The organism is Gilliamella sp. M0320 (assembly GCF_016101635.1).
In the GTDB taxonomy this organism is placed as follows: domain Bacteria; phylum Pseudomonadota; class Gammaproteobacteria; order Enterobacterales; family Orbaceae; genus Gilliamella; species Gilliamella apis.
The window spans coordinates 245,077-257,090 of sequence record NZ_JACFQD010000004.1 but is presented as its reverse complement, the minus strand read 5'-3'; the positions used below and the strand labels follow the sequence as shown (position 1 = coordinate 257,090).

The window sequence follows — 12,014 nt, the reverse complement described above, 5'->3', positions numbered from 1 at the left end:
CGAACTCAGAAGTGAAACGCCGTAGTGCCGATGGTAGTGTGGGTATTACCCATGTGAGAGTAGGGTGCCGCCAGACTTTTAAATATACGAGCCCAGCAGCAATGCTGGGCTTTTTTGCATTCTAAGAATACTTAAAAATTCTTCTGAGGGTGAGATGAGTTCATTAATCGCTTTTAATAAACCGTTTAATGTTGTGACACAATTTTCTGCACATGAAAAATATCAAACATTAAAAGATTATATAGCTTTACCTGGTTTTTACCCTGCTGGTCGTTTAGACACCGATAGTGAAGGTTTATTGCTGCTTACTAATGACGGTAAGCTACAAGCAAAAATTAGCTCACCAAAATTTAAATTACCTAAAACTTATTGGGTGCAGGTAGAAGGATTAATAAATCGACAAGCCATAGATAAATTAACTAGTGGTGTGCAATTGAAAGAGTTTCATACTGCTCCAGCAATCGTGACATCACTTGCAGAGCCGACTAATTTATGGCAACGAATACCCCCTATTAGAGAACGCAAAACTATTCCTACTTCATGGATAAGTATTACCATAACAGAAGGAAAAAATCGACAGGTTAGAAGAATGTGTGCTGCGGTTGGATTCCCTTGTTTACGCTTAATTCGTGTTCAGATTGGCAAATATAATTTATTCACTCATCAGTTACCTTTAGGCGAATGGCGATCGGTTGCTACTGGTGATCTTTATCTCCGCTAACCACATTTAACAGACAATTCTAAAAGAATTATATTTTTTGAAAGATCAAAAGGATCAATTATATGATTCTCTTTGATCGAATCCTTTGGGCTTTATTGTAAAATAAGATAAAATGATCATTAATATTGATCGTAGGATAGATTATTTATGGTTGAACAAAAGAAAGAAGGTTTTTTTTCTCGTTTAAAGAAAGGTCTTTTTAAAACTAAACAAAATATTGGATCTGGTTTTCTAAGCTTATTTAAAGGCAAAAAGATCGATGATGAGTTGTTTGAAGAATTAGAAGAACAGTTGATCATTGCTGATGTCGGTTTCGATACCACACAAAGATTGATTAGCTCGTTAACACAACAAGCTTCAAGAAAAGAATTAAAAGATGCGGATGCATTACATGATCTATTAAAAAATGAAATGAAATCTATTTTAGATGGTGCTCAGCAACCGCTTAATATAGAAAGTCATAAACCTTTTGTTATCTTAATGGTTGGTGTCAATGGTGTTGGGAAAACGACAACCATTGGTAAATTAGCACGTCAATTTCAACAACAAGGCAAATCAGTGATGCTTGCCGCTGGCGATACCTTTCGCGCTGCCGCGGTTGAACAATTGCAAGTCTGGGGTGAACGTAATAACATCCCTGTCATTGCTCAGCATATTAATGCTGACTCAGCATCGGTAATCTTCGATGCTATTCAGGCTGCAAAAGCAAAAAATATCGATGTTTTAATTGCCGATACTGCTGGTCGTTTGCAAAATAAATCTCATTTAATGGACGAATTGAAAAAAATAGTCAGAGTAATTAAAAAGCAAGATGAAACAGCACCGCATGAAATTATGTTAACTATAGATGCAGGGACAGGACAAAATGCAATTAGTCAAACAAAGCTGTTTAATGAAGCGGTTGGCGTAACAGGGATGACATTAACCAAGTTAGATGGTACCGCAAAAGGTGGCATTATATTTAGCATAGCTGATCAATTTAATATTCCGATCCGCTATATCGGCGTAGGTGAAAAAATTGAAGATTTAAGACCTTTTATTGCTGATGATTTTATTAATGCCCTATTTGACGAAACGGAAGAATAGAGATAAATCATGATCCAATTTCAACGTGTTAGTAAAGTTTATTCGGGTGGTAAACCAGCTTTACAAAATATAACATTTACTTTAGCGCAAGGAGAAATGGCCTTTTTAACCGGTCACTCCGGCGCGGGTAAAAGTACATTAATGCGTTTGATTTGTGGATTAGAAAAAGCTAATGACGGCAAGGTATTACTGAATGGTGTTGATGTTTCCAGTTTGAAAAAAAATCAAATGCCTTTTCTGCGCCGTACCATTGGTATGATTTTCCAAGATCATCAACTATTACTCGATCATACTGTTTATGATAATGTTGCTTTTCCATTAATTATCTTAGGTAAACCTGTTGAAGAAATTAAAAGACGAGTTTCTGCGGCATTAGATAAAGTTGGTTTGATTGATAAAATGAAATTTTACCCAATACAGCTATCTGGCGGTGAACAGCAACGAGTGGGGATAGCTCGAGCAATCGTCAATCGACCTACGGTTTTACTTGCTGATGAACCAACTGGTAATTTAGATGACAAACTCTCAAAAGATATTTTGAAATTATTTGAAGAGTTTAATCAAGCCGGTGTAACTGTGTTAATGGCAACCCATAACATGGGGTTGATACGTCGAAAACATCATCGAATACTAAATTTGAATCAAGGACGTTTAGAGGTTAAAAGTTGATGATAAATGCGAAGGTTAAACCATCTAAACAAAAAAACAAAACCAACAACAATAGCTTTTTGGGCCGCTGGCAAAGGCAGATCAGCTACGCATGGCATAATGTGTTTAACTATTTTTATCAAAATATATTTGCTTCTTTGCTGACAATTTTGGTTATTGCTATATCAATTACTTTGCCGACGATAGGCTATTTATTATTGAAGAACGCCAATCAAGCGGCGGAACAGTGGTATCCGACGCCCAATTTAACAGTTTATATTAATAAAACTTTAAATTCGGAACAAACTAATGATTTAATTGATAAATTTAAGGCTATTGCTGAAGTTGAAAATGTAACTTATCTTTCTCGCGAAGATACACGAGAAGAGTTTAAAACTTGGTCTGGATTTGATGATGCTCTAGACCTACTCGATGAAAATCCATTACCAGCAGTTGCTATTGTTTTTCCAATAGAAGAAGCCAAATCTACCGATAAATTACATGATCTGCAAACACAGTTAAAAACAATAGCGGGTGTTGATGATGTGCAACTTGATGATAGCTGGTTTACTCGATTAACCGCATTGACCAATATGGTAAAATCGATAGTGTGGACAATCTCAATTTTTATGGTTATTGCCGTATCATTGGTTATTGGTAATAGTATTCGGTTAAATATATTTGCCCGTAGGCAAACAATTATTGTTATGCAATTGATTGGTGCGACTGAAGGCTTTATTTTACGGCCATTTTTATATAATGGTATTTTTACTGGATTGATTAGTGCGATTTTGGCATTGATTCTATCGAAAGTATTTATTCTTCAAATAGATTCAACCATGTTGCATGTATCAGATGTTTTTGGAACAATTATTAATATAAATGGACTTTCATGGGAAGAAAGTTTGTTAATTGTTTTATTTTCGATGATTATTGGCTGGTTTTCAGCATTTATTGCCACTAAAAAGTATTTGAATAAAACGGTAATAGCTTCATAATTGTAGATTAATTATTTACGATTTTTATAAGCAGCTTTACTGCAAATATAATGATAAAAATGTGAACTAAATCACATTTTGGTGGTCTAAGTTTATAGAAAGATTTTAAATTGTTACTAATGTAAAATGTAGCAAAATTAGTTTAATTTAAGGGGGAATTAAATGAGTACTGATTTAAAAATGCAAGCAGGTGCTTTAATCCCACAAGGAAATATTGAATCATATCTTCGTATGATAAATACTTATCCGATGCTAACTGCAGAGGAAGAGAAGTCTTTAGGTGAACGCCTTTATTATCATGATGATGTGGATGCAGCAAGACAATTGATTTTGTCTCATTTGCGTTTTGTTGCGCATATTGCGCGTGGTTATTCTGGTTATGGTCTACCACAAGCCGATTTGATTCAAGAAGGAAATATTGGTTTAATGAAAGCCGTACGTCGTTTCAATCCTGAAATGGGTGTACGTTTAGTATCATTTGCAGTACATTGGATAAAAGCTGAAATTCATGAATATGTACTAAAAAATTGGCGTATTGTTAAAGTTGCTACAACCAAAGCGCAAAGAAAATTATTTTTTAATTTAAGAAAGAATAAACAACGTTTAGGTTGGTTTAATAGCGCTGAAGTCGATATGGTTGCTGATGAACTAGGTGTAAGTCGTAAAGACGTCTTAGAGATGGAATCACGTATGTCAGCGCAAGATATGTCATTTGATATTGATAATGATGACGATGATAATTCAATTGTCGCACCAGCGCTTTATTTAGAAGATGGTAATTCTGATTTTTCAAAATCAATCGAAAACGATAATTGGGAAAATGAGGCAACTGACAAGTTACATGATGCCTTGTCTCAATTAGACGAACGTAGCCAAGATATTATCAAAGCACGGTGGTTAGATGCCGATGACAGTAAATCAACATTGCAAGTGTTGGCCGATAAATATAGCGTTTCTGCTGAACGTATTCGTCAACTTGAAAAAAATGCAATGAAAAAATTACGTGTAGCGATTGAAGCATAATTGCTTTTATTAATAACATATAAGCCCTACTTTAGTTAAAGTGGGGCTCTTTTTTATATGCTGAATTTAAATTAGTTTATAAATAAGTTAAGAATTAAAATAACTAGTTGAATAAAATAGTTATATTTAAACTCTTTTTATACACTATAATTTAAGATTAAATAGATAATCACCAAGAAGTTAGCTTTTATAAGAGGGATAAAAATGTTAAATAATTTGCTGAGAGTTATTTTACTTAGTCTAATTGCTGTTAGTTTAGTTGCTTGTAATGATAATGCTAAAAATACACCTTCTGATGTATCCATTGATACTGGTGTTATTGAATGTGATCGCTATCTAAAATTAGTTCACGAATTACAATTATCATCTAAACTCCCAGCTGATCCTGAAGAATCATTGGAAAATACTATAAATCATTTCAAACAATTGATAGAAAAAAATCCCGAATCAACTAAGAGAGAGTGTAATTCTGCCTATACTGCTTTGCGATCAATGAATCGCTAACCATGCAGCTTCTTGAGCATGTAATAGGGCTGTATCAAAGAAAGGAATGGCGTAATCTTGTTGGGATATTAATAAACCAATTTCAGTACAGCCTAAAATTACCCCTTCAGCGCCTTGCTTAACGAGTTTATCTATAATATTGAGATAAGCTTGCTTAGATTCTGGTTTAATTTGCCCAAGACAAAGTTCATCATAAATAATATCGTTGATGATGATTCTATCTTGTTCATCAGGAATTAAAACATTTAAACCTTTTTCAATTAGTTTTGATTTGTAAAAGTCTTGCTCCATGGTGTATTTGGTACCAAGTAATGCAACTGATTTTATTTTATCTTTAATCAAATGTTTGGCGGTCACGTCAGCAATATGAATGATAGGAATTGTAATTGCTTTTTGAATTTGGTCTGCAACCTTATGCATCGTATTAGTACAAATAATAACAAAGTCAGCACCGGCTAATTCTAATCTTTTAGCTGCATCAGTTAAAATAATTGCGCTTTTATCCCATTCATTATTTGCTTGGCAGCTTTCTATTTCTTGAAAATCGACACTATATAACAGAGTTTTAGCTGAATGTAATCCACCAAGGGATTTGCCAATAAATTGATTAATCACTTGATAATAAGTAACGGTACTTTCCCAACTCATGCCACCAATTAATCCAATTGTTTTCATTTCTAATACTCCATAATATTGTCTCGTTACTAGTAATAATTGATTATTAATTATAATTATTAGTATGTAAAGATAGTGAATTAGAATAAAATATCATTAACTATCAAAATATTGTTGTGAATAAGTTATAAAAAACGCATTGTAGCCGTTGGTTGATAAATGGATGATCACTATCAATGAAAAAATATAAAAAGTATTTTGCATTTCTCTCATTTGGATTGCTAATGTTATCATTTTCATGTTTGGCTGAACCCAAAGTGATCCATGTGCTAGTGGCATTATGTGATAACAAATATCAGGCTATCGCTCGAGTACCGGCGGCAATTGGTAATGGTCAAGATCCGAAAAATAATCTTTATTGGGGCGCGGCTTATGGTTTTAAAACCTATTTTGCTAAACAAAAAGAGTGGCAAGTTCTACAAGTTAATAAACCCAATAAAGGCAAGATATTAGAGGAAATAATTTATAAACATCAAAGCAAGGATGTCTATCTTATTGCTCAGGCATATGATGGTAAATATATCAACGACACAGTAGATGATTTTATTAGTTATTCAGCTGGAAAAAAATCAGCGTCCTTTTTAATCGATAAAACTCAAATTGAGGCGGGAGCAAAAGCTCATTTAGTTGTTTATGTTGGACATGATGCATTAATGGAATGGTCATGGTGGAATTATTTACCAGATAGTTGGCGTTGGTACACGCTGTCAAAAGCAGAACAAGAGAAACAAAAAACACGCTATGCAGCCGTATTTGCCTGTAAAAGTCAGAAGTATTTTACGCCGCCATTATCTCGATTAGGTATAACACCACTTATTTTAACCCTGCACCGTATGGCACCGGAAGCTTATAGTATTCATGCTATGATTAGTAGTTGGTTGAATGGTGAAGCAAAAGATGAAACAAGGCTTAAAGTAGCAACAGCTTACAGTCAATATCAAAAATTAACCAAGCCAGCGTTACATATATTTACGACAGAATATAGTCAATAATCGTGTTTAACGACAGTAGATAATTCAACTTATTAATAAAAGGCCAATAAATATGTTGCAAATACCGAAAATAGTCATTTTAACTGGTGCAGGTATCTCTGCTGAATCAGGATTATCAACATTCCGTGCCCAAAATGGATTATGGGAAGGGCATAATGTGGATGATGTTGCTACTTACGAAGGTTATTTGCGTGATCCGATTGCTGTACATAGTTTTTATAATATGTTACGTAGTAAGTTACAAAATCCTGAGGTGAAACCCAATGCGGCTCATTTTGCCTTAGCACAATTAGAACAGAAATTAGGCACGGATAATGTACTAATTGTTACACAAAATGTGGATAACCTTCATGAAAAAGCCGGTTCCAAAAATATCATCCACATGCATGGTGAATTATTAAAAGTGCGTAATGAAAAAACCGGGCAAGTTTTTGCTTGTTATGATGATGTAATTTATCAAGATAACCACTTAATTCGTCCACACATTGTTTGGTTCGGTGAAATGCCACTACAAATGGATGAAATCTATGATGCGCTGTCGAAAGCTGATTATTTTATTTCAATTGGTACTTCAGGAAATGTTTATCCAGCCGCTGGTTTTGTGCAAATGGCTAATCAATTTGGCGTTAAAACGGTAGAACTTAACTTAGAACCTAGTTTAGGTGAAAACTTATTTAAGACTAAAATTTACGGTCCTGCCAGTCAAGTAGTGCCTGAATATATTAAAAATTTTATGTAAAGAAATATATTAGTTAAGCTGTTTTAGATAACTTTTACCACCTAAATTACTCATTTGCCCGCGGATCCATTCGGCCTTTTTTTGTATCTTATCATCAGGATTGGCCGGACTCCATTTTCTTGGATTTGGTAGTGTAGCCGCTAATAAACTAGCTTGATACGGTGTTAATTGACTAGCACTGACGTTAAAATAGTGTCGAGAAGCAGCTTCAATACCAAAAATACCTTCACCCCATTCCACACTATTTAAATAAATTTCGAGTGTACGTTGTTTTGACCAGATAAGCTCAATCCAAACGGTAAACCATGATTCAATACCTTTACGGATCCAACTTCGCGATGGCCATAGAAAAATATTTTTTGCTACTTGCTGCGTTATGGTACTAGCACCACGGATTTTTCTATTTTTTTGATTATAAATTAGTGCCCGATTAATGGCTTTAAAATCAAAACCCCAATGATCGGCAAAATTTTGATCTTCGGCGGCAATAACTGCAATTTTAATATTATCTGAAATCTGATCCCAATCTTTCCAAGTTCGCTGTTGGCTGATATTCCAGTGAGCGATCTTTCTTTCAACCATTAACATCGAACCAAACGGATTAACCCAGCGCATTAATAAAATAATAAAAACCGAAACTAGTATAAATCCAATCACGATTTTTGTTATTATGCTTAACGTTTTCCTTAATGTGAGTTTCATATTAGTCCAGATACCACTAATTAAAAATGGTTGAGTAAACAGTATTCTAATACAAAAGTCGTCAAGTAAGATAGGTTATATTAATCGTTAAATAAATAATTATTTATAAAGTTAACTATTTGTTCTGGCTCATTAATATCTAATACAGGTACAGATGTATTTAATTGCTCATCACTGGCAACGGCGATAGTAAAATCATCAATAAATAGTGGTTTTGCGATTGTATTACGATGGCACATGATTTTGGGAATTTGCTCATCTTTGAATCCTTCAACTAATATGATATCAACATCGCTAAAATGGTTAATAAGTGTTTTTAAGTCAATGGGGTTATTGGGTGTTTCCTCAATCAATGCATAACGTTTATCACAAGCAATAATCGTTTGCTGCGCCCCAGCTTTGCGTAGCTCATAGCTATCTTTACCTGGGATATCTAATTCAATATCATGATGGGCATGTTTTAATGAACCTACCTTAATATTTTGTGAAACCATTAACTGAATAATCTTTTTTAGCAATGTGGTTTTACCACACCCACTATACCCCGTGATGCCAATAATTTTTTTACTATTCATCGACTCTCGCCACTAACATGTTATATTTAAAAGTAGATATTACATTATTTTATACAAGATTAAAGGCAATGGTATGTACGATTTTTTAAATGATTATAATCAAACAGTGCACCCTGATTTATTAAAAGAATTTATCGATATTAATAATAAAAAGTTGAGTGGTTATGGTTTGGATGATTGTTGTAATGATGCCATCAATCACATAAGGGAAATATTAAAATCACCGAATGCTGATATACATTTTATGGCAGGTGGAACTATGACCAATTTGACGGTGATTTCGCATATTTTAAAACCTTATCAAGCGGTTATCGCTGCTGAAACTGGGCATATCAATGTGCATGAAACTGGCGCAATTGAGGCAACCGGGCATAAAGTGGTAACGGTTAAAACCGAAGATGGAAAATTAACGCCAGAATTAATCAAACCAGTGTTAGATTATCATTGTGATGAACATATGGTACAACCAAAACTGGTGTATATTTCTAATACCACCGAATTAGGGACTATATATAGCAAGCAAGAGTTACAAAATCTGTATCAATTTTGTCAAAAAAATCATCTTTACCTTTATTTAGATGGTGCGCGTTTAGCAATGGCATTGGCTGCTAAAGATAATGACATTACTTTTCCTGACTTAGCCCAATATACCGATGCATTTTATATTGGTGGTACCAAAGTTGGTGCTTTTGCCGGTGAAGCGTTAGTATTTAATAATCATAACATTAATCATTACTTCCGCTTTAATATGAAACAGAAAGGGGCAATTTTAGCGAAAAGTTGGATTATAGCCGTACAATTTAAAGCATTGATGCAAAATAACCTCTATCTTTCCTTAGGTAAACATAGTAATAGTATGGCTGAAAAACTCACAACCCTATTTGAAAAAGCTGGATTTACTTTTGCTGCTAAACCACAAACTAACCAACTATTTGTTCAGTTACCTAATCAATTAGCGCAAAAAATTCTTTCTGTTTATGCGGTGGATAATTTAGGGCAAAGTGATCCAGAACATATTTGCTTACGTTTTTGTACCTCATGGTCAACTCAGGAAGTTGAAATAGAAAACTTTGCTAAACAGTTAACTACGCTACTTAAAGAAGAATAGTGCGCTTTTTTATCGGTAAGTTTAGCTTTGTTGTTATCTAAATTGAGAAATAAAAACATCTAAGGAAAGAGGATTAGATGCTGTTAAATAGCTAAAAATCCCTTTTTTGTTATGCTGTGATTTAATATAAATAGATTAAAACTTCAATAGAATTGAAAATGTGTTTAGGTGTGAACTAAGTTTGTGATTAGCAAATCAGCTAACTGTATTAAAAATACTAATAAACAATAATATGAAACTAAACAAAATTTTAATTTTGAGGAAAGGGGTTTTTTATAGTTTAAAATTACCGATTGGTTATTTGATATGGTTGTTTGAATGATTTAGTTATTTGCTTTGATCATAAAATTGGCGTTTTCCAGCATATCTAATGTATTAATATTGGTAAAACTAGCTGGTTTGTCACTAAAATCTACGGCAACGGCATTAATTTGCTGTAAAAATAACATCAGTTTGCGATTGCCTTCTTCTAAATAATTTTTTAATTGTGGTGTAATGGATTTATTAATTAATAAAATGGTTGGGTGGTCCTTTTCCCCATCAAACGGATAGATAGCTTGATGAGTTGCGGCAAATTTTGCTAAACGAACGATAAGATTATTGGGTAAAAAAGGAGTATCACAACTAACAAATAAATTCCAAGTGGTAGTGCTGCGTAATAAACCACTATAAATTCCGGAAAGAGGTCCTAAGAATCCCTGCAAATCATCACAAAATACCGGATAACCTAGCGAACGATATTGCTCAACATGACGGTTACAATTAATCATTAACAAATCGACTTGTGGCTTAATTCGATCAATAACATATTGGTAAAGCGGTTTACCGGCTAATAACATCAAGCCTTTATCCTTACCATTCATGCGGTTACTTTGGCCACCAGCTAAAATAATGCCAGTAATTGGCGGTTTTTCCATAAATTCTTTCTCTTTTACATTGCTAAAAAACAAAATAGCATTACTATATAGCAAAGTTATTTTTTAGTCGCAAATAACATATATCACTAGTTTATGAATCTTTGTAAATGCACTATTTAAATTTAAAGTCGAGTATATAATAGATACTTTTTAATATATAGATAGTAACGAAGAAGATTAACATAAAGGTTTATATCATCGTCTTCAACTTAGTTGAATATTAAATAAGGTATTTATTATGAAATGTCATCGTATTGATGAGTTAATAGAATTATTACAACCAGCTTGGGAAAACGATTCAGATCTTAATTTATTGCAACTTTTAGATAAATTAGGAAAGGAAGCTGGTTTTGATGGTGATCTTAAAGATCTTAGTGATGAAGTTTTAATTTATCATTTAAAAATGCGTAATTCAGATAAAAACGAAGCTATACCTGGATTAAAAAAAGATTATGAAGATGATTTTAAAACCGCACTATTAAAGGCACGCGGAATTATTGAAGAATAAGGAGAATCAATTAAATGAAAAAAACGCTTATTGCAATTGGAGTATTACTAACCTCTATGACCAGTTTTGCTGATGAAGCACCAGCAACTAGTAAAAATGATACTCAGCCTGCTACGGCAAGTGCTGCTACACAGCCAGCACCGATTGAAAGTGGCAAACAATATGGTGTTTTGCCATTTCAGCCATCTCCGGATAAAGAAGTTGTTGAATTCTTTTCATTCAATTGCCCTAGCTGTTTCAAGTTTGAAAGTGAATATCATACGCCAGAAATGATTGCTAAGGCTTTGCCTAAAGATGCAAAATTTAGACGTTACCATTTGGAAAACTTTGGTCCTTTAGCTAAAGAGCTTGCTGAGGCATGGGCTATTGCTAATGTTTTAGGTATTGAAGATAAAGCCTCTGATGCGCTATATAAAGCAGTGCAAACCGATCGTAGTATAAAAACTGTCGATGATATTAAAGCTGTTTTTGCCAGTTTAGGTGTTGATGCTGAAAAGTTTGAGAAAACCCAAAAAAGTTTTTTAGTTAAAGCTTTTATGGCACAACAAACTGATTCAATTAAACAATTAAGCCCAGAATCAATTCCAATGGTAGTGGTTAATCGCAAGTTTTTTGTCAACTCACGTGGTCTTAATGCCAGTAATAGTACTGATTATATCAAAGACTATGTAAGAGTAACTGCTTATTTAGTTGATTTAGATCCGAATGTAGACGTAGAAAAAGATAAGGCTGAAAGTCAAGAGCAAGCCAAATAATTATCACTTAATGTTTTTACGGTTTTCTAAAAATATCAAAATCCCTTTGTTGGTATTACGACA

The 12,014-nt window shown here is 33.6% G+C and carries 14 protein-coding genes and 1 pseudogene; 11 read left to right on the top strand and 4 right to left on the bottom strand.

The features are described from left to right. The first annotated feature begins 154 nt into the window (after nucleotides 1-154). From H3T83_RS07235 to H3T83_RS07210, 6 genes and pseudogenes are all read left to right on the top strand, one after another. Nucleotides 155-721, top strand: a complete 567-nt coding sequence (locus tag H3T83_RS07235; RefSeq protein ID WP_086362077.1) for a pseudouridine synthase — start codon at nucleotides 155-157, stop codon at nucleotides 719-721. A gap of 162 nt (nucleotides 722-883) precedes the next feature. Continuing rightward, nucleotides 884-1,807, top strand: a pseudogene (ftsY, locus tag H3T83_RS07230) (signal recognition particle-docking protein FtsY); the annotation flags it as partial. Between the two features lie 9 nt (nucleotides 1,808-1,816). After that, complete coding sequence (ftsE, locus tag H3T83_RS07225; RefSeq protein ID WP_065577961.1) at nucleotides 1,817-2,476, top strand: cell division ATP-binding protein FtsE; 660 nt, start codon at nucleotides 1,817-1,819, stop codon at nucleotides 2,474-2,476. Beyond that, nucleotides 2,476-3,453: a permease-like cell division protein FtsX gene (gene ftsX, locus H3T83_RS07220; RefSeq protein ID WP_198215432.1), complete on the top strand. Its 978-nt coding sequence runs from the start codon at nucleotides 2,476-2,478 to the stop codon at nucleotides 3,451-3,453. The genes ftsE and ftsX overlap by 1 nt, the downstream gene beginning before the upstream one ends. A gap of 162 nt (nucleotides 3,454-3,615) precedes the next feature. Next, complete coding sequence (gene rpoH / locus H3T83_RS07215) at nucleotides 3,616-4,476, top strand: RNA polymerase sigma factor RpoH (RefSeq protein ID WP_065577959.1); 861 nt, start codon at nucleotides 3,616-3,618, stop codon at nucleotides 4,474-4,476. Between the two features lie 204 nt (nucleotides 4,477-4,680). Then, nucleotides 4,681-4,980 (top strand): hypothetical protein, encoded by a 300-nt coding sequence (locus H3T83_RS07210; RefSeq protein WP_065577958.1) that lies wholly within the window; start codon nucleotides 4,681-4,683, stop codon nucleotides 4,978-4,980. On the opposite strand, the gene H3T83_RS07205 is transcribed toward H3T83_RS07210, so the two are convergent. Beyond that, a complete protein-coding gene (locus tag H3T83_RS07205; RefSeq protein WP_065577957.1) occupies nucleotides 4,966-5,655 on the bottom strand; it encodes an aspartate/glutamate racemase family protein in 690 nt (229 codons plus the stop codon). The genes H3T83_RS07210 and H3T83_RS07205 overlap by 15 nt on opposite strands. Nucleotides 5,656-5,831: 176 nt before the next feature. Here H3T83_RS07205 and H3T83_RS07200 point away from each other — a divergent pair, with 176 nt between their 5' ends. Together H3T83_RS07200 and cobB are read left to right on the top strand one after the other, a co-directional pair. Beyond that, the gene (locus H3T83_RS07200) at nucleotides 5,832-6,647 is read left to right on the top strand and encodes a hypothetical protein (protein ID WP_198215431.1); all 816 of its coding nucleotides are present in this window, start codon (nucleotides 5,832-5,834) and stop codon (nucleotides 6,645-6,647) included. Between the two features lie 52 nt (nucleotides 6,648-6,699). Then, complete coding sequence (gene cobB / locus H3T83_RS07195) at nucleotides 6,700-7,386, top strand: Sir2 family NAD+-dependent deacetylase (RefSeq protein ID WP_081298806.1); 687 nt, start codon at nucleotides 6,700-6,702, stop codon at nucleotides 7,384-7,386. A 9-nt stretch (nucleotides 7,387-7,395) separates the two neighbouring features. Here the strand turns inward: cobB and mtgA are convergent, their stop codons facing one another. Continuing rightward, nucleotides 7,396-8,088, bottom strand: a complete 693-nt coding sequence (gene mtgA, locus H3T83_RS07190) for a monofunctional biosynthetic peptidoglycan transglycosylase (protein ID WP_198215429.1) — start codon at nucleotides 8,086-8,088, stop codon at nucleotides 7,396-7,398. An 80-nt stretch (nucleotides 8,089-8,168) separates the two neighbouring features. Then, the gene (gene mobB / locus H3T83_RS07185) at nucleotides 8,169-8,663 is read right to left on the bottom strand and encodes a molybdopterin-guanine dinucleotide biosynthesis protein B (RefSeq protein ID WP_198215428.1); all 495 of its coding nucleotides are present in this window, start codon (nucleotides 8,661-8,663) and stop codon (nucleotides 8,169-8,171) included. Nucleotides 8,664-8,736: 73 nt separating this feature from the next. Here mobB and H3T83_RS07180 point away from each other — a divergent pair, with 73 nt between their 5' ends. After that, nucleotides 8,737-9,771 (top strand): low specificity L-threonine aldolase, encoded by a 1,035-nt coding sequence (locus tag H3T83_RS07180; RefSeq protein ID WP_198215427.1) that lies wholly within the window; start codon nucleotides 8,737-8,739, stop codon nucleotides 9,769-9,771. A gap of 323 nt (nucleotides 9,772-10,094) precedes the next feature. Here the strand turns inward: H3T83_RS07180 and mobA are convergent, their stop codons facing one another. Next, nucleotides 10,095-10,688: a molybdenum cofactor guanylyltransferase MobA gene (gene mobA, locus H3T83_RS07175; protein ID WP_198215425.1), complete on the bottom strand. Its 594-nt coding sequence runs from the start codon at nucleotides 10,686-10,688 to the stop codon at nucleotides 10,095-10,097. 238 nt (nucleotides 10,689-10,926) lie between these two features. Between mobA and H3T83_RS07170 the strand changes: the two genes are divergently transcribed. Together H3T83_RS07170 and H3T83_RS07165 are read left to right on the top strand one after the other, a co-directional pair. After that, on the top strand, nucleotides 10,927-11,196 hold the full coding sequence (locus H3T83_RS07170; protein WP_065577951.1) for a YihD family protein: 270 nt from the start codon (nucleotides 10,927-10,929) through the stop codon (nucleotides 11,194-11,196). A gap of 14 nt (nucleotides 11,197-11,210) precedes the next feature. Next, on the top strand, nucleotides 11,211-11,951 hold the full coding sequence (locus tag H3T83_RS07165) for a DsbA family protein (RefSeq protein WP_086360958.1): 741 nt from the start codon (nucleotides 11,211-11,213) through the stop codon (nucleotides 11,949-11,951). Nucleotides 11,952-12,014: the final 63 nt, after the last annotated feature.

Coding starts and splice junctions, on each gene's coding strand:
- H3T83_RS07235 (WP_086362077.1), top strand. CDS start 155: ATGAGTTCATTAATCGCTTTTAATAAACCGTTTAATGTTGTGACACAA.
- ftsE (WP_065577961.1), top strand. CDS start 1,817: ATGATCCAATTTCAACGTGTTAGTAAAGTTTATTCGGGTGGTAAACCA.
- ftsX (WP_198215432.1), top strand. CDS start 2,476: ATGATAAATGCGAAGGTTAAACCATCTAAACAAAAAAACAAAACCAAC.
- rpoH (WP_065577959.1), top strand. CDS start 3,616: ATGAGTACTGATTTAAAAATGCAAGCAGGTGCTTTAATCCCACAAGGA.
- H3T83_RS07210 (WP_065577958.1), top strand. CDS start 4,681: ATGTTAAATAATTTGCTGAGAGTTATTTTACTTAGTCTAATTGCTGTT.
- H3T83_RS07205 (WP_065577957.1), bottom strand. CDS start 5,655: ATGAAAACAATTGGATTAATTGGTGGCATGAGTTGGGAAAGTACCGTT.
- H3T83_RS07200 (WP_198215431.1), top strand. CDS start 5,832: ATGAAAAAATATAAAAAGTATTTTGCATTTCTCTCATTTGGATTGCTA.
- cobB (WP_081298806.1), top strand. CDS start 6,700: ATGTTGCAAATACCGAAAATAGTCATTTTAACTGGTGCAGGTATCTCT.
- mtgA (WP_198215429.1), bottom strand. CDS start 8,088: ATGAAACTCACATTAAGGAAAACGTTAAGCATAATAACAAAAATCGTG.
- mobB (WP_198215428.1), bottom strand. CDS start 8,663: ATGAATAGTAAAAAAATTATTGGCATCACGGGGTATAGTGGGTGTGGT.
- H3T83_RS07180 (WP_198215427.1), top strand. CDS start 8,737: ATGTACGATTTTTTAAATGATTATAATCAAACAGTGCACCCTGATTTA.
- mobA (WP_198215425.1), bottom strand. CDS start 10,688: ATGGAAAAACCGCCAATTACTGGCATTATTTTAGCTGGTGGCCAAAGT.
- H3T83_RS07170 (WP_065577951.1), top strand. CDS start 10,927: ATGAAATGTCATCGTATTGATGAGTTAATAGAATTATTACAACCAGCT.
- H3T83_RS07165 (WP_086360958.1), top strand. CDS start 11,211: ATGAAAAAAACGCTTATTGCAATTGGAGTATTACTAACCTCTATGACC.